The 17,202-nt window shown below is 67.0% G+C and carries 12 protein-coding genes; 6 read left to right on the top strand and 6 right to left on the bottom strand.

The features are described 5' to 3' along the window. Nucleotides 1-96: 96 nt before the first annotated feature. The 3 genes from ACW2Q0_RS02005 to ACW2Q0_RS01995 all read right to left on the bottom strand — a co-directional run bounded on the left by ACW2Q0_RS02005 (nt 97) and on the right by ACW2Q0_RS01995 (nt 3,443). Nucleotides 97-696 carry a TetR/AcrR family transcriptional regulator gene (locus ACW2Q0_RS02005; RefSeq protein WP_457185445.1) on the bottom strand — a complete coding sequence of 200 codons (600 nt, stop codon included), beginning with the start codon at nt 694-696 and terminating at the stop codon, nt 97-99. A gap of 219 nt (nt 697-915) precedes the next feature. Then, a complete protein-coding gene (locus ACW2Q0_RS02000) occupies nt 916-2,076 on the bottom strand; it encodes a glycoside hydrolase family 3 N-terminal domain-containing protein (RefSeq protein WP_457185443.1) in 1,161 nt (386 codons plus the stop codon). Nucleotides 2,077-2,114: 38 nt separating this feature from the next. Further along, complete coding sequence (locus tag ACW2Q0_RS01995) at nt 2,115-3,443, bottom strand: ADP-ribosylglycohydrolase family protein (RefSeq protein WP_457185441.1); 1,329 nt, start codon at nt 3,441-3,443, stop codon at nt 2,115-2,117. A 143-nt stretch (nt 3,444-3,586) separates the two neighbouring features. On the opposite strand from ACW2Q0_RS01995, the gene ACW2Q0_RS01990 reads away from it, so the two are divergent. The 4 genes from ACW2Q0_RS01990 (at nt 3,587) to ACW2Q0_RS01975 (ending at nt 9,992) form a co-directional block, all read left to right on the top strand. Continuing rightward, nucleotides 3,587-4,066 (top strand): universal stress protein, encoded by a 480-nt coding sequence (locus ACW2Q0_RS01990; protein ID WP_457185439.1) that lies wholly within the window; start codon nt 3,587-3,589, stop codon nt 4,064-4,066. A gap of 57 nt (nt 4,067-4,123) precedes the next feature. Then, nucleotides 4,124-5,215 carry an isochorismate synthase gene (locus ACW2Q0_RS01985; RefSeq protein ID WP_457185437.1) on the top strand — a complete coding sequence of 364 codons (1,092 nt, stop codon included), beginning with the start codon at nt 4,124-4,126 and terminating at the stop codon, nt 5,213-5,215. 114 nt (nt 5,216-5,329) lie between these two features. Further along, nucleotides 5,330-5,497: a DUF2613 domain-containing protein gene (locus ACW2Q0_RS01980; protein WP_457185435.1), complete on the top strand. Its 168-nt coding sequence runs from the start codon at nt 5,330-5,332 to the stop codon at nt 5,495-5,497. A 151-nt stretch (nt 5,498-5,648) separates the two neighbouring features. Continuing rightward, on the top strand, nt 5,649-9,992 hold the full coding sequence (locus ACW2Q0_RS01975) for an alpha-(1->3)-arabinofuranosyltransferase domain-containing protein (protein WP_457186071.1): 4,344 nt from the start codon (nt 5,649-5,651) through the stop codon (nt 9,990-9,992). A 36-nt stretch (nt 9,993-10,028) separates the two neighbouring features. Here ACW2Q0_RS01975 and ACW2Q0_RS01970 read toward each other — a convergent pair whose 3' ends face one another. After that, nucleotides 10,029-11,234 (bottom strand): acyltransferase family protein, encoded by a 1,206-nt coding sequence (locus ACW2Q0_RS01970; protein ID WP_457185433.1) that lies wholly within the window; start codon nt 11,232-11,234, stop codon nt 10,029-10,031. Between the two features lie 238 nt (nt 11,235-11,472). Here ACW2Q0_RS01970 and ACW2Q0_RS01965 point away from each other — a divergent pair, with 238 nt between their 5' ends. Further along, nucleotides 11,473-12,579 carry a DUF3068 domain-containing protein gene (locus ACW2Q0_RS01965; protein ID WP_457185432.1) on the top strand — a complete coding sequence of 369 codons (1,107 nt, stop codon included), beginning with the start codon at nt 11,473-11,475 and terminating at the stop codon, nt 12,577-12,579. Nucleotides 12,580-12,655: 76 nt separating this feature from the next. Here the strand turns inward: ACW2Q0_RS01965 and ACW2Q0_RS01960 are convergent, their stop codons facing one another. After that, a complete protein-coding gene (locus tag ACW2Q0_RS01960) occupies nt 12,656-13,015 on the bottom strand; it encodes a VOC family protein (RefSeq protein ID WP_457185430.1) in 360 nt (119 codons plus the stop codon). A gap of 72 nt (nt 13,016-13,087) precedes the next feature. Further along, on the bottom strand, nt 13,088-14,512 hold the full coding sequence (locus ACW2Q0_RS01955; protein ID WP_457185428.1) for a polysaccharide biosynthesis protein: 1,425 nt from the start codon (nt 14,510-14,512) through the stop codon (nt 13,088-13,090). 346 nt (nt 14,513-14,858) lie between these two features. Here ACW2Q0_RS01955 and ACW2Q0_RS01950 point away from each other — a divergent pair, with 346 nt between their 5' ends. Next, nucleotides 14,859-16,958, top strand: coding sequence for a hypothetical protein (locus ACW2Q0_RS01950; RefSeq protein WP_457185426.1), 2,100 nt, complete (start codon nt 14,859-14,861; stop codon nt 16,956-16,958). The last annotated feature ends 244 nt before the right edge of the window (nt 16,959-17,202 follow it).

Genomic DNA, 17,202 nt, shown 5'->3' with positions numbered 1-17,202 from the left:
GGTCGTCCGTCACATACGAATTAGCGCGCGAACACGCATGCGAGCGAGCATTCGATGCGCGGCACCGAGCCCGACGGGGCGCGGCGGGGTCGGGCGCTACTCCACCTTCTTGCGCCCGGCGAGACCACGCCAGGCGAGGTCGTCCAGCAGGTCGACTGCCTCGCCGACTTCGATACGCCCGCTGGACACCTGGTCGGCAATGGCCTCGCCCGCACCGATAACTGCCACGGCGACAATGTCGAAGTTGGTACCGGGTTCGGCATGTTTGGCGCTGGATTCGAGGAGTTTGGCGGTCAGTTCGATGACGCGCTCGCGGGCGTTCTCGATTTCCGAGGCGAAGGCTTGCTGGCCGATCGCCTGGCGATAGAGCACCTGCCAGGAGTTGCGGTTGCGGTCGACGAATCCGAGGAAACCCTCGAGTGCCGTGCGGACCTGTTCGTGCGGGGAGAGTTGCGGATTGCCCGCGGGCGCGACCGATTCGATGAAGCGCAGTCCCTCGCGCTGGATGCAGGCCCGGAAAAGTTCATCCTTGGAGCCGTAGTACAGGTACAGCATCGGCTTGGAGATTTTCGCCTCGGCGGCGATGGCATCCATCGAGGTGTCGTGGAACCCCTTACGCGAGAACACCTCGACCGCGGCGTCGAGCATCTGCTGCTCACGAACCGCGCGAGGAAGTCGCTTCGTTCCGCCCGCCATCACTCTCCTGCCGCATGGTGAACCTCTTATATTACTCCAAGGTAAGTTCGGCGGGTCGGATTGCGCGTTCATAGGTTCAGCGAACTATCGGCGCTCCCTCGGACCGCGATGTCCTTGGATTCGCCGACCCAGCTGTTCAGCAGAGCGATACTACGGCTACCCGGCGATAAGGCGACAGCCGCTAGCGACGGCTTGCAGGTCGCCGAAAAAGGTAAACCGTCAGCATGACGGCAACGCGCCCTTGTATCGCGCCATCCGCAGCACCGATGCGTCGACCCGGTCCGCAGCCAGGCGTCCACTCGATACCGCCTGCTCGAGGCGATCCAGCACCCGCGGCACCGCATCGGTAGTGATCCACAGGGCATTATCGGCACCGGCGACCAACGCCGCCTCGACCGCGTCCTCGATGCTCATCCGGCTGGTGATGGCGGCCATACCGCCGAGATCGTCGGTGAAGATCGGCCCCTGGAACGGGGCCGCGCCGTAGCCGGTGCCATCGCGCAGCAACGCCATGGCCTGCGGGCTGATGCTGGCAGGGACATCGGGGGTGGTCAGGCCGGGCACATCGAGGTGACCGACCATGACAGCGGCACCGGAGTCGATCAGATCGCGGAACGGCACGAGATCGACCGTCTTGAGCTGGTCGAGTGGCGGGGTGCGGACCGCGCCGGTGTGCGAATCACCCGATCCGGAGCCGTGGCCCGGGAAGTGCTTCATCACCGTGCCGACGCCGACCTCGTTCATGGCGCGGATGTAGGCGCCCGCGTATTCGGTGACGACCGCGGGGTCGTCGGAGAAGGACCGGTCACCGATGACGGAGTCGTCGGGTTGACTGCTCACATCGGTGTCCGGTGCGAAGTCCACCGTGACCCCCAGATCCTTCAGCGCGCGACCGCGGGTGACGGTCGCGTCGTGGAACTGGTCCGCGGTCATGGTCTGGGCGGTCACCCGGGCCGACGGTACCGGGCCGATCAGATCCTTGGCCCGGGAGACCCGGCCACCCTCCTCATCGATGGTCACCATCAGCGGCACCTTGGCCACGGCCTTGACCTGCTTGATCAGGCCATCGGCAAGTAACGACTTATCGGTCCAGCCACCGACGAAGATCCCGCCGACCTGCGAATTGCGCACCACGTTGGTGGCGTCGTCGGCACCGGTGACACCGACGGTCAGCAGCTGGGCCAACTTCTCGCGCGTGGTGAGCTTCGCGAGAAAGTCGGCACCGCAGTCGCCCTTCACGGCTGTGGTGGCGGGAGCCACGGAACCGGTGATCGGGCCGGCAGTCGTGGAGTGCGACGGCACGGGGCTCGAATCGCCGTTCGAGCACGCCGTCGCGACGGCGGCGAGGATTGCGAGCAGGACGAGCGGCGTCTTCCGCATACCGTCCACGGTAATCGGCCAGCTCCGGCGGGTACGACTCAGGTCCGGCTAGCGACCAGACGCCGCGTCCGGCGGGCCAGGCCGGAAATGCTGCTACCGTCCTGGCCGAAGACCGCGCTGTGCAGTCTGTCGTGCAGCGGGTCGGTCCAGTGGGTCGGGATGCCGCGGTCGCCGGCCCGGATTCCCGCGACCGATCCCGCCGTCGCGCCATTGGAGTCGGTATCGCAACCGCCCTGTACGGTGAGCGCGATAGTGCGGGTGAAATCGCCTGCGCCCCAGAGTAAACCGGCGGTGACGAGGCAGGCGTTCGGAATGGCGTGCACCCAGTTGTAGTGATCGTGGCGGCGGTGAATGGCTTCGATGGCCTGCTCCCATGACATGCCGGCGTCATGGTCGGCGATCACTTCGGCCACTGCGACGCGCAGCCTCGAACGTCCCGGAATACATTGTTGGGCAATGGACAGCGCATCCGATATACCGACAGCGGTGAAGGCCGCGGCGACCAGCGCGGCAGCCCACATCGCCGCATATATACCGTTGCCGATATGCGAGAGCCCGGCATCACGGGCGGCGAGTTCGGCGGCGCCTGCCGGATTACCCGGGTTGACGTAACCGTAGATATCCGCGCGAATCATCGCACCGATCCACTCGCGGTAGGGATTTCGATACCGGGCAACCTGCGGCGGTTTCCGACCGGCGATCAGATTGCGGTAGGCGACCCGCTCCGCGGTATAGGTCTGCAGAAATGGCAGATAAGTCAGCCAGGCATTCGCGACATCGGATAGCGTGAAATTCGCTCCACACGTTTCCAATAGGTGCAACCCCAGTACCGTGTAGTCGACATCGTCATCGCGCGGTGCGCCATCTATGCGGCCCTTCGCCGAGACCGGCCAGCTCGGATTCAACGGATATTCCGGCGACGGCGGCAACAATGCGGGCACATAGTCGGTCAGCGGATAGGCACGGGCCCGTTCGAGATAGGCACGGATACGCGCGGGCGTCCAGACGAATCCGTTTTCCAGTGGCTTACCGAGTGTGCAACCGACGCAGCGCCCGAGCCAACCACCATGGATCCGCTCGAACAGCTCGGGCATCGGCGCGACCGACCGCATTACCGACGGCGGTGCCACGGTTCCGGATTCGTCATAACCCCAGCCGGGATCGCGTTCGACGCTTTCGAGTCGATCGAAAACCGCCCAGCATTCGGCCGGTTCGACCCGATCGGCGGCCGCCAATGCGCGCACCTCGGACTCGAACTCGGCTACCGGATAACCCGACTCGAGCCGCTGCCGCCATTCATAGAACAGCAGGGTCCGCGGGTCGATCTCGTGCCTGCCGAAGAACACCGGTTCGTTCGCATCCGACATATCCGCTCCTGGTCCGTGTCGCCCAGTCGGTTTTTTCCGTTCAATTCGCTCCCGCAGATTATCCGCGCGCGGCAATACGTCGGAAAGCAGCTGTCCGGAGTAATCTCGTTACATAGCCATGTGGCTCCCGAATGGAGGTCATCGTGCCGTGCGATCTCATGCTCATCGCCTATGACGGTTCCGAAAATGCCAAGCGGGCCATCGAATACGCCGGTCGATTCCTCGCGGCGAACAGAGCGGTGGTCCTCACCGCCTGGGAACCGATGGTGCGCCAGGCCGCTCGGCTGTCCGGACTCTCCGGGGTGATGCAGCCGGAATGGGTGCCCGACGAAGAGATCGAGGACGTCGCCTATGTCGACGCCCGCAATATCAATATCGAAGGCGTGCGCCTGGCCAAACTCGCCGGTCTGAATGCCGAGGCGCGCACCGCGGAATGCACGTCGACGATCTGGAACGCCATCGTCGCAACCGCCGACGATCTGGACGTCGACATCATCGTGGCGGGTACGCGCGGCGCCACCGGTATTCGAGCGCTGATGCACAGCAGTGTCGCCGATGCCGTACTCAAACATTGCCACCGTCCGGTGCTCATGGTTCCGCCTGGTAGGGAACCGCGGCGCTGAGATTTGAGTCGCTCGGGTAGCTCTGCTCCGGGTATGCGGGGTTAGGGTCGAGGGATCATGAACGGTTTCTTGCTCGCCCAGCCCGGTGGGGTGATCCGCGCGTCGGGGACCCGGGTCGCCTTCGACGAGGCGGCGCGGGCGGTGGCGGCGCTGCGGGATGCGACTGCCGAGCTGATCGTCGGGGCGCTGCCGTTCGATCCCCGCCATCCGGCCGCGCTGAGCGTGCCCGAGCAGGCACGGCGTACGGTCGGGCCGTGGCGGCCCGCGGCGCTGCCGGACCTGCCCGCCGTTCGAGTCATTGCCGAAATGCCGAGTCCAGCAGAGCATGTCGCGCGGGTGACGAAATTGGTCGAGCAGCTGAACGATCCGGCGCAGCCATTGCGCAAGGTAGTGGCGGCTCGATCGGTGCTGGCCGAAGCCGATAGCGCGCTGGAGCCGGAGGTGGTCGCGGGTCATCTGTTGACCAGGCATCCGCATGCGAATGTTTTCGCGGTCGACCTGACGGCCGCGGGTCGACCCGGTGCGACGCTGGTAGGTGCCACCCCGGAGGTACTGGTCGCGCGGCATGGCGCGACCGTCACGCTGCATCCGCTCGCCGGCACGCTGCCGCGCCTCGCCGATCCGGACGCCGATGCCGCACAGGCGCGAGAGTTGCTGGCCAGTACCAAAAATCGTGACGAGCACGCGTTCGTCATCGAGTGGATTCGGGAGGTGCTCGCGCCGGTATGCGCGGAACTCACCATCCCGGACGGCCCGCAGCTGATCAATACGCACGAGGTCTGGCATCTGGCCACCCCGATCACCGGCCGCCTGCGCGATCCCGCGACGACCGCACTCGACCTGGCGATCCGGCTGCACCCCACCCCCGCGGTCTGTGGCACGCCGACCGACCTAGCCCTCGACACAATCGCGCACAGAGAAGAGGAACGCGGCTTCTACGGCGGGGCGGTCGGCTGGTGCGATGCCTACGGCGACGGCGAATGGGTGGTCGCCATTCGCAGCGCGGAAATCGCCGCCGACGGTCGCGGGATCCGCGCCTTCGCGGGCGGCGGCATCGTGGCGGCATCGGATCCGCAGGCCGAACTGGACGAGACCACCGCCAAGTTACGCACCATACTCGGCAGTTTGCACTGCGCCATCCCGAGCTGACCGAGCCCGCCCCGCTATTCGTTTCCGCCATCGATGGCCTGAACGTAGGTGATCGCGCGCGGCCCTGCTAGGTTGGCCCAAAATATGCCTGCATCAATGTATTGGAGTGCCGCGATGAAGTTTGCTGTCCCTGGTGTTGCGAGTGCGGTCGCCGGCGCCGTGTTGGGCGCGATCGCGGTGTTCGTCGTCACGATGGCAGTGCAGCAGAACACGCGGCCGAATATCGAGCGCTCCGACTCCACGTCCTCGCTACTCAACAATGTCGAGTACGGCAGCCGCTGATCCGCCACGAGGCGAGCGCCGCCCGCGGGGGCGGTAGCGCAGCGTGACCACGCAGCGGCCTCGGAGAACCGCCGATCCATCCCAGCCCCCGGCCTCCCCTACCGGCTCGCGCGGCTCCTCCGATGCGGCGTCTGAGCACGACCGCGCCGCGCTGGGCCGCGGCTGGTTCATCGGGACCGTGGTCGCGGCGTTCCTGCTCACCTTCCTCCAGGCGCCCGGCCTGACGGTCGCCGACACCAAATACGACCTGGCGCAGAATCCGCTGGGTTTCCTCGCCCGCGCCGCTCATATGTGGAGCAGTCAGGCTCCGATGGGACAGGTGCAGAACCAGGCCTACGGGTACTTCTTTCCGCATGGCGCATTCTTCTCCGCCGGACATGTGCTCGGGTTGCCCGCATGGGTGACCCAGCGGATCTGGTGGGCATTGCTGCTGCTCGCCGGGTTCTGGGGCATCGTCCGGCTCTGCGAAACGCTCGGTATCGGCGCGCGCGGGTCCAGGATCGTGGCGGCGACCGCATTCGCGCTGTCCCCACGGGTGCTGACCACGCTCGGTTCGATCTCCTCGGAGACGCTGCCGATGGTGCTCGCGCCGTGGGTGCTACTCGCGCCCGCCGCGCTGAGCACCGCCTATCGCAGTCGGCGCGGCGGTGCGGCCTCGCCGGCCGGTAGCGCGCTGGCCTTGGCATTGATGGGTGCGGTCAATGCGGTGGCGACGGTCGCCGCATTTCTGCCCGCGCTGCTGTGGTGGGCGTCGTATCGGCCGAACCGACGCTGGTGGCGGTTCACCCGCGCCTGGATTCCGCTGCTCGTGCTGGCCACCTTCTGGTGGGCGGTGCCATTACTACTGCTCGGCAAGGTGAGTCCGCCATTCCTGGACTACATCGAATCCTCGGGGGTGACCACACAGTGGGCATCGCTGGGTGAGGTGCTACGCGGCACCGACAGTTGGACGCCGTTCGTCTCGCCGGAGCGGATCGCGGGTGCGGTACTGGTCACTCAACCCGCCGCGGTGCTGGCCACCGGATTACTCGCGGCGGCGGGTATGGCCGGTTTGGCGATGCGGTCCATGCCATATCGCGGGCGACTCACGCTGATCCTGCTCGTCGGGCTGGTCGGGATCTGTGCCGGATTCGTCGGTGAGCTGAGCGGGCCGTTCGCGGATTCGGTGCGCGTGTTCCTGGATGCCGCAGGTGCGCCGCTGCGCAATGTGCACAAGCTGGAACCGCTGATCCGAATTCCGCTGGTTCTCGGTCTCGCTCATCTGTTGCGCAAGGTGCCGTTACCCGCATCCGTCCCGATGCCGGTGTGGCGAAATGCCTTCGCACATCCCGACCGCGATAAGTCGGTCGCCGTCACCGCCTTGATACTCACCGCGCTCGCGGTGTCCACCTCATTGGCCTGGACCGCGAAGCTCGCGCCTCGCGGCGCCTATGACGAGGTGCCGGGGTACTGGAAGCAGACCGCGCAGTGGTTGTCCCAGAATGCCGCCGACACCCGAGCACTGGTTGTGCCCGGCGCACCCTTCGGCAGTCAGGTGTGGGGGCTCACCCGCGATGAGCCGCTGCAGGCGCTGGCGAGCACGCCGTGGGCGATTCGCGATGCGGTGCCGCTGAATCCGCCGGGCACCATCCGGGCCATGGATTCGGTGCAGCGGTTGATCGCCGACGGTAGACCCTCGACCGGCCTCGCCGCGACGCTGGCCGCACAGGGCATCGGAATTCTGGTGATGCGCAATGATCTCGATCCGGATACCTCGCGTTCGACGCGGCCGATGCTGGCACATCAGGCGATCGACGGATCGCCGGGATTGCACAAGGTGGCCGAATTCGGCCCCCCGATCGTGACGGCCGTCATATCCGATGATCTGGTCGCGGATGGTGATCTGCGGCCCGCGTATCCGGCGGTCGAGATCTATCGGGTCGAGGCGCAGTCGGCCGGAGTCCCCATCGAAATTCACAGCGGCACCGGGGCACCGACATCATTTCCAGGTGCCTTTACGGTGCCCATGGCGTCGGTCGCGACGGTTCAGGGTGGGCCCGACGTGCTGGAACGGTTGCGCCGCGATGGCACAACCGCACCGACGCTGCTCGCCGCCGATGCGGCGGCGGCCGGACTGCCGATCGAGCCGTTGACCGTGACGGATACGCCGATGGACCGGGAGGCCGACTTCGGTCGGGTGGACAATCACAATTCGGCGCTGCGCGCTCCCGACGATGCGCGCCGCACGCATAATCTGGTGCCCGACTATCCGGTGCCCGGTGCGGAACTGGTGCGCGGGGAATGGTCGGGGGCGACGGTCACCGCGTCGAGTTCCGCCGCCGACGCCACGCAGTTGGGCGGATCCGCTCCCGGCAGTTCGACCGCCGCGGTTGTGGACGGTGATCCGTCGACCGCGTGGATCAGCAATGGCGCCGAACACGCACTGGGACAATGGCTTCGGCTCGATCTCGACCATCCGATCAGCGCCGGGCTGCTGCAGTTGACCACCAGTGCGGCCGCGATCGGCGATCCGGTGAAATGGGTGGAGGTGCGGACCACGAACGGGAGTGTGTCCGCGCGGATTCCCGAACCCGGCAGGCCGGTATCGATTTCATTGCCCGCGGGCAAAACCGATTGGCTCACCATCACCGCCATCCGCACCGAAGACGGAACGCGCGGTGGACAATTCGGGATCAGCGAGCTGACGCTGGATGACTACACCGACCGCAGTGCGCCGGTGCGGGTCGATATTCGACATCGGACGGTGCTGCCGCCCACCCCGGCGGCCGCACAGGTGCGGGCCTGGGATCTCGGTCAGGAATTCCCCGGGCGCAGTGCCTGTTTCGATGCGCCGGACCGAGTGCGGTGCAGTAAGGGACTCGCGCTGGCACCGGAAGAGCCCGGCACATTCGAACGCACGCTGTCGGTGCCGGAGCCGTTGACTGTCACGCCCCAGCTGACCGTACGGACTCGGCAGGGTCCGGCGCTCGAGGCGCTGCTCACCGACCATACCCGTCCCGTCGCCCGGGGTAAGGCAGACGTCGGTGACCTGCGTGGTTCTGCCTTCGCGGCGACCGATGCGGATCCGCGGACGAGTTGGACCGCACCGGAGGATTCGGTACGAAATCTGGCGGGCGGCAAACCGACACTCACACTGGAATTGCCCGAACCGGCACTGGTGACGGGTCTCGATGTGACACCGTCGCTCGGTGGGCTGCCCGCCGCGCCCCTGTCGGTCGCGGTCAATCTCGGCAACGGCCCACAGGTCCGCGAACTCGAACCGGGCACATCGACCCGAATCTCTCTGCAACCCACCGTGACCGACCGCATCGAACTGAGCATCCAGACCTGGCGGCCGGTACTCGACCGCACCGCGCTCGGTTTCGCCCAGCCACAACCGCCCGGTCTCGCCGAGGTGTCGGTACTCGGCCCGGATTACCCCGCGCCAGCCGCACCGGATCGGCTGATCACGGTCCCGTGTGCGCAGGGGCCGACGATCGCGCTCGGTGGGCGTTTCGTGCATACCTCCGTCACCGCGACCGCTGATGAATTGCGTTCTGGTGCACCGGTTCCCGCTCGGGTTTGCGCGGATTCGGAACTTCCTCCCGAATCGGGCGGCAGTGCGAATGCGGGGCGCCCCGGTTCCGCCGACGCAGGCTCGGCTGCCGCCCTCGGTACACATGCGGCTCGCAACCCGGATGCGGGCGATACCGGACTCGAATCCACTGATTCGATCGCGGTGGCCGCGGGGCGCGCGGATGTGACGGTCGCACCGACAGATCTGTTCTTCGTCGACCGGCTTCGCCTGAACCGCACCGATTTCGACCTCGCCGCCGCGCCAGCGCCGACGAGATCGGGGCAGCTGCTGGTCCTGCCGCTCAGTACCAATGTCGGTTGGCAGGCGCGCACCGCCGACGGCAGCACACTCGAGCCGGTTGTAGTCAACGGTTGGCAGCAAGGCTGGCTGCTCCCGGACAACTACGCCGCTGGATCGAACCCCATCACCGTTTCGTTCCCCATCGACCGCTGGTACCGCCTCGGCATCTTCGGCGGATTGCTCCTCCTGATCCCACTGATCCTGCTCGCCATCCCCCGCCGCCGTACCTCGGCAGCCGTTGGCCCGGAGTCGAATTCACGCGTAAGCGCGGACGCCGACGCTGATTTGAACGCAGCCGATCGAACTGTCGACGGCGAATCCCTCCCGACCACCTGGGGCAACCGCATTCTCGGTGCGCTCGGAATCGCCGCTGTCGCAACAGTCATCGCCGGACCGGTCGGCGCCGTACTGACCGTGCTCGCACTCGCCACCACCCGGTTCACCACCTGGATGACACCGAAAGTCCTTGCCGCCGTCGCGGGACTCGGTACCGCGACCTCGGCCGCAGCCCTGTCCACCGGCCCATGGCGTTCCGCGAGCGGATACATGGGCGGCTCACTGTGGGTGCAAGTACCCGCACTGCTCGCGGTGATCGCCGTCGGCATTGCCGCACTGCCCGCGCGCGGCGAACCTCGTTGAGGAATTCAAGCGATTGCTAGCCTCGACCGGATCCGGTCAGCCAACGGTCTCGTGGCGCGCTTGCGTGGCAGAGGTAGCCGAGCGCGCGGCCTTCGCCCGATCCCGATCGCGCGCGAACCGACGCGCCGGTTCCTCGATGAGCGCATAGCTGGCGGCGGCGATCGGCAGGGTGATCGCGATCGTCGCGATGAGCACCTTGCCGAAATCGCCGCTGAAGGGCAGGATCCCGAAAATCGGGAACACCACCGACAGCACCGCGAGATGCCAGAGGAAGATGCCGTAGGACCAGCGGCCGATCATCGCGGCGGCCCCGGATTCCAACCAGCGATGCGGACGGGCGCCGGGCGGGCGCAGCACCAGCGGCGCGAGCAGCGCGAAACCGATGATCGCGCCGAAACCCATCTTCGCCGCGTACTGCCATGGCTCGGCCCGCGTGAGACCGGCGGGGCCGCCCAGATCGGTGGCCGACATCACGAAGGCGATCAGCGCGATACTCCACATCACCGGCTGATTGGCGAGCAGCCGAAGCCGGGGTGATGGCAGCTCTCTATTTTCGACTAGTTCGGCGAGCAATATGCCGCCCGCGAACCACGGCAGATATCCGGGCAGCCAGTTGTCGGCGTGAATGGCGTCGGGGGTCGGCACCGGAAGGAAGTTCCAGCAGAGGCTCATCACCGCGAGCGCCAGGATCGCGGGGATGCGCCAGCGCGCGGCGGCACCACGCAGCCGCACCGCCGCGAAGGCGAGCAACGGCAGCACCACATAGAAGGCCACCTCGACGGACAGACTCCACATCTGGGTGAGCCCGTCGGTGAGCGTGAGCGGCACGAATACCTGCGTCAACGCCAGATTCGACACCCATACCCGCAGGCCCGCGGTATCGGCCGCGCTCGGCACCAGGATCAGTACCGCGGCGACCACAACCCAATACGCGGGCAGAATGCGCGCCGCACGATGCCGGAAGTAATGGCCGACCGGTGGCGCGCTCCCCAGTGCGCGCGCCACCGCCGCATGGGGACGCCACAGCAGGAAGCCCGACAGCGCGAAGAACACCGCGACCGCCATATCGAACCGTTCCCAAATCCGGCCGAGCACCGGCGTATTCGCGGCGCCGGTCTGGAATGCGACGTGGGTCAGCAGCACACCGAGTGCGGCCATGCCGCGCATACCTTCCAGGGCGGGCACGAAACCGCGGGTGCGTGTGGCGGCGCCGGTGGTCGGCGCGGACAGGGTGGCGGTCATCGGACTCCAGTCTGCAGGCCTTTTCGAGCGACCTGCAAGCAATCGCTACGGATATCCCCTACCAGCTGGTAACCCGACGTTTCAGATTTCGCGCTGGACTCGCGCGATTTCTGGGTCGAATCCGGCCTCGGCACCGCGTGGTACGACGTAGGACTGTTAGTGTCGGGGCTCACGAGTGCCGCGGTGGGCCCGCTGTGCTCGCCGTACAGTCCTGCGTGCTACGACGAGGAGAGTTTGCATGGCACTGAGTGCCGGAACCAGAAGGACGGTGGCCTGCCTGCTCGTGGGTCTGGGCGCGCTGCTGATCGTCGCCGCGGTGATGATCCCGACCTACACCGTCGGCAAACTGGCCAAAACTCCACTCGACCTCGAGATCACAACCATCGCGACGAACCAGCCGGGCGAGGACAGCCTGGTTCTGGACTCCAAGTCGCTCACCGCACCGGAGGGTGCGGCCAAGATCGACACCAATGTGCCGCTGATCTCGCAGCGGTTCCTCACCGTCGAGGAGCCCTCCGACGCCACCCAGATGACCGTCCAGGCCGGTCAGACGCTGCGCCGCATCGATAAGCAAGGCGACACCGGCCTACTGAGCGCGACCGTCGACCGGGTCACCATCGACCGCGTCTCCGGCGACCCGGTGGCCAAGGACCCCAACGGCTCCATCGCCGTCACGGTGAACAAGGACCTGCAGAGCATCGCCGATCCGGTCCAGCACACCGGTCTGCAGTACCGCTTCCCGATCGGCACCGAGAAGAAGACCTACCCGTACTTCGATATCAATACGCGTAAGTCCTACGACGCCAAGTTCATGGAAGAGACCGAGATCAACAACTTGAAGGTCTACCACTTCCAGATGTCGGTCCCGGCGACCAGCTTGTGGGACGTGGTCCAGTCACCGTCCAACAAGCTGAGCCTGCCCGCCGCCAAGTGGGGCCTCGAGGGCGACGAGCCGGTCACCATGACCCGCTTCTACACCAACACCCGCGACCTGTGGGTCGAGCCGCGGACCGGCACCGTGATCAAGGGTGGCGAGCAGCTCAACCTGTACTTCGCGCGCAGCGGCGACCATCCGGACGTCACCGCGCTGAAGTCGCACCTCGTCTTCGACGAGAACACCATCGAATCGCAGATCTCGGTGGCCAAGGAGAACATCGACAAGCTGTCGCTGTACGGCCGGATCATGCCGATCGTGCTCGGTGTGCTCGGTGTCGCCGCGGTGGTCGGCGGTGTGTTCCTCGGTATCCGCGGCGGATCCGCTCCGGTCGGCGCGGGTCGGCGCAGGCCGGGTCGCGGTGGGGATGACGCTCCGACCGAGCAGATCAGGATCCAGAAAAATCCCTGACGGTCACCCCGGCACCTCGGCTCTCCGGCATTATGCCGGGGAGCCGAGTTCGTTTTCGGCGAAGGTCGATTCGAGCTCAGGACGAACTTTGCGGATAGGCGACGGGATGCGACGGCTGATACAGCAGCATCACGCCCGCGCCGGGAATCTTCATATCGATGCAGCGTCCGAAGCCCCGCGCGGCGACCTCACCCACGAATTGCGCCCCACGCTCGCCCAATTCCGCCATCGTCTGTTCGATGTCATCACACATCAGCGAAATCTCATGGCGTGGCGGCCCGTCCGCGGGATGCACGCCGAGCTCACTCGGCCCGGTCCCGAAAATGAGCCAGCCGCCGTGGGCGTCGACATTCGGCCAGCCGAGCACGTCACGGAAGAAGGCACGAGCTGCGTCCGGATCCTCCGCGTAGACCAGGGTATGCACAGCGGTGATCATGCTGGTGATGCTAGGTGAGCGGACGGCGCTGCGGGTGAGTCTCGGCGAACCGGTCGGTCTGTTGCGCCGTGCTCAGCAGGATGTGCCCGTCGATTCGGCGGTGCCGGGGTGGTCTGCGGTGCGCAATACGATCAGCGCCACGAGCGAGGTGGTAGCGGCCGCGACACCTACCGCGGTGGCGATCAGCGTTGGTACCGAGCGGGCGAAGCAGGTCATGAGGACCACCTCGATCGCCAGGCCGAGCCAGGTCACCGCGGCGAGGGCGGTGCGGTCCACCGCGATCGCCGAAAGCAGCGCACCTTGCAGGACCGCGAGTATCGCTCCCTGCAGGGCGAACAGCCACAGCAAGCCTTGGATCGGCGCGTAGTCCTGTCCCGCGAACAACGGTGCGACCGGTGCCGCAATGGCCGCGCCCAATACCGCCGCGATTCCGATGCCGGACAGCACGGCCAGCGCATCCCGGATCGCGCGCGCCGAATGCGCCGGCTGCGCCATCCTGGGATACAGCACTACGCCCACGGCCTGTGGCAGCCAGAACGCGATCTTCGCGGCGATCGCCCCGAGCGCGTACCGGCTCGCATCCGCCCCGCCCAAGACAATCCGCGCGATGATCAGATCCGCCGACGACAACGCCATCAACGCCGCCTGCACCTGTGCCGCCCGCAATACCGGCAACACACCGACGGATCGCGCACTGTCGGCGGCCTCTTCGATCCGCGATCGCGTGGACTCATCCTCGAAAACATCGTCGCCCTGCGATTGCCGCCGCTCGCTGCCGGACCGGTCGTCATCTCGAGTTCCTGCTCCGGCCGCCGCTGCACGCCCCGGTCCTTCGACCGTAAATCCGGGCAACGGTTCGGGGACGCTACCTGCTGGCCCTTCCGACCGTTGCGTCGTTGCGGTGGTAGCGGGACGAACGCGGGGCGAACCTGCGGTGTAGCGGGCGAACCCGGCAGCGACGACGATGCCTACTGCGGCGGCCCACAGTGCGGCAGCGGTGCCGCCGCCCGCTGCGAGGACTACCAACGCCGGGACCACGCGCGCCACTCCGGCCGCGCCCAGGACTACGGCCAGGGCTCGGAACCGCTTGCTGCCCTGCAGGATTCCCTGCTCACCGGATACCAGGACCAAGGCGGGGGCCGCGCCGAGGGCGGCCGCGCAGGCGAGGACGCCGACGTTCAGTACTGCCGTCATAACCGGTACCAGCGCCGCGGCGACTACCGCGACGATCACCGCACACCGCCACCGCAACCCGCGCAGCACCCCGACACTCGCACCGCGCACCAGTTCCCTGGCCACCACGTTCTGCAACGCCAGCGCGGGCACCGCACACAACAGCTGCACCGCGAGCAAGCTGGCGAATTCGCTATATCCGGTGACGCCCAACCACCTGCTCGCCAACATCTGCAGCAGATATCCCGCCACATTGGCCGTCATCGCCCCGGCCGTGACCAACGACAGATCCGCCACGACAGGGAGACGACGGACGGCAGGCACGCGGCAATCGTCCCACCCCGCCGCCGCGCACCCCACAGGCGCCTGCCACCGAAATCGTCGTGCATCGCGGCGCTCGGCAGGTGCGAACCCGTGCGGTCTGCTGAGGAACTGCGCCATCTCATCCTCGCCATTCAGCGGGAGGGAAACCGAAAACTGTTGTGTGGTACCGATCGACTCGCCTCCCGCGGATCGGCGGTGTCTGCTTCGGCCGGTGGCGGCATCGAATCGGCCGGACCGCGTGCTGCCGATCGCCGCGATGTGCCCGGCGTTTCGGTTGCGATCCGGCGCAAAGCTGCCCCGGTAGCCCGAAGCGGACAGCGTTGCGTGCGGAACGTAGGGTGCACGCGTGACTGACGGCCCGGCTCGGCGCGCACGGTGGGTACGGTTCGCACCTGCCTGCTACAGCGGGCTGCTGGCGCTGCTCATCGCCGGCCCACTACTCGGACCGGGCTATCTTTTGCTGCGCGATGCGGTAAGCACACCGCGCTCATACCTGACGGATTCGGCACTGGGTCTCGGCGATGCGGCCCCACGCGCAGTCCCGCAGGACGCGCTGCTCGCCGCCGTCTCACCATTCGTCGACGGCGGTTCGGTTGTCAAGGCAATCCTGCTCGTCGCACTGTGGACGGCGGGATCCGGCGCCGCGGTGCTGTGCCGCGAATTGCTCCGGGTATCGACCGGACCGCAACTGGTCGCCGTCACCGTCGCCATGTGGAATCCATACGTCGCCGAACGCCTTCTGCAAGGCCACTGGAGCCTCCTGACCGGATACGCGGCCCTGCCCTGGACCGCGTTGGCCGCCTACCGAATCCGCACCCGTCGCTCGGACGTACCCCGCAGGAATGCGGTGGGGTCGTGGGCGGCTCTGGCCGGATGCTTCGCGGCCGCGGGACTCACTCCGACTGGTGCGCTGCTGGCGGGCTGCACCGCCCTGGTTCTGGTCGGGCGCCGAAACCTACTCGGAACACTCGCGTTGCTCCTGGCCACCGCCGCGCCCTGGCTGACCGCGACGATGCTGTCCGGCGCGGGCTCCGAACCCTCCGACCCGGCTGGCATCGCCGCCTTCGCCGCGCGCGCCGAACCCGCCCTGGGCACCCTGGGCTCCCTGGCCGGACTCGGCGGAATCTGGAACGCCGACTCGGTTCCCGCCTCCCGCACCACCCCCCTCGCCCTGATCGCCACCGCCCTTCTCCTGGTCTTGGTAGCTGCTGGCGTCGGCACCACCGCCGGGATCAAGACCGGCGCTATCCGGCGCCGCGCCGATGACATCGAATCCGGCACCGCGCCAACCCATTCGCGGACCTGTGGTGCCGAAATCTCCGGTGACACCGCGAACTCTCGCCGCCATGCCGTAGACCTCGAGCCCGACACGGCCACAACTGATTCAACGCACCCCCGGGTCAGGGCGACCTGCGGGTCCGCAATCGGCCCTTCCGAGGACGGCGAATCCGATGTCGCCTCACCCCATTCCGAGCACCCCGCCATCACGGAAATCGCAGTAGCGATCAGCGCAGACGATGCTTGTGCCGATGGCACCGACCGCGCGGCCGTACGAGTCCGGCGCGGGCTGCTGGTACTGGCGGCTTTCGCTGTCGTGCTGCCCGCATCGGGGGCGACATCGTGGGGGATGTGCGGCATGGAATGGCTTGTCGCTCAGGTGCCGGGAGCTGGGTTGCTGCGGGATACACAGAAGTATGTGGCGCTCGCCGTGCCCGCCTACGCGCTGTGCGCCGCCGCTGGGTGCCGGGCCGTCGCGGCACGCTTCGCGGCGCAGAAGCCCGCGAGCTCGCGGACGCGCGGAATGGCTTTGACCGCAACGGTATTCATCGCACTGCTGGTTGTGCCACTGTGCGATTTGGCTTGGGGCGTCGGTAGCGCGCTGCAGCCGGTGCACTATCCGCTCGGCTGGCAGCGGGTCACACAACGGATCGATGGACCCGGGGACGTCGCGGTGTTACCCGGCGGGATGTTCCGAAAGTTTCCATACAGTGGCAAGGTGGCGGTATTGGATCCGGCGCCACGGATGCTGCCGCGCGATGTATTGCAGACCGGTGAGCTTCCAGTGCACGGCCGGACGGTGGCCGGCGAGGGAGCCAGAGCACGGGAGGTGGAAAACACACTGCTGCACGGAGATTCGGCACAGCGGCTGGGTGAGCTCGGTGTCGGCTGGGTCCTCGTCGAACGCACCACGCCCGGCCCCCTGGGCGACTCGAAAACAACACTCGCCCAGCTGGACTCGGTCTACGCCGACCCTCAACTGGCCCTGTACCGAGTCCCCGAGGTCGCAGGCCACTTCAAGGAGTCACAATCCACACACCGTGCGATCGCCTACGCCGCCCACATCCTCTGGGCGGCCCTACTGGTCGGCGGTCTGCTGTTGGCGGCCATACTGCGCCCGCGCCGAACCCGCACGGCATTCATACCGAGCGGCAGCGCACGAGGGTAAGGCCACAACCCAGCACGGCGGGCACGCTCTCGACAGGGTGCTGATCGTCTGGCCTGCGACAGCGACGTCAGCGGTACATGCCTGTTGTCCCCGGCCGGGCATCAACGCGATCCAACGAGCGAACAGGGTCGCCGGAATTTTCCGGCGGGAGCCTCCCGACGTGAACTCAGGACGGTAACCAGGTCACGCTCGCCAAGGACCATAGACATCGCGAACCTGCACGCGAGCCGACGGCGAGTTCGTC

The sequence above is a fragment of the Nocardia citri genome (assembly GCF_054065835.1).
The sequence above is the reverse complement of the archived record's forward strand: the minus strand, read 5'-3'. Positions and strand labels throughout refer to the sequence as shown.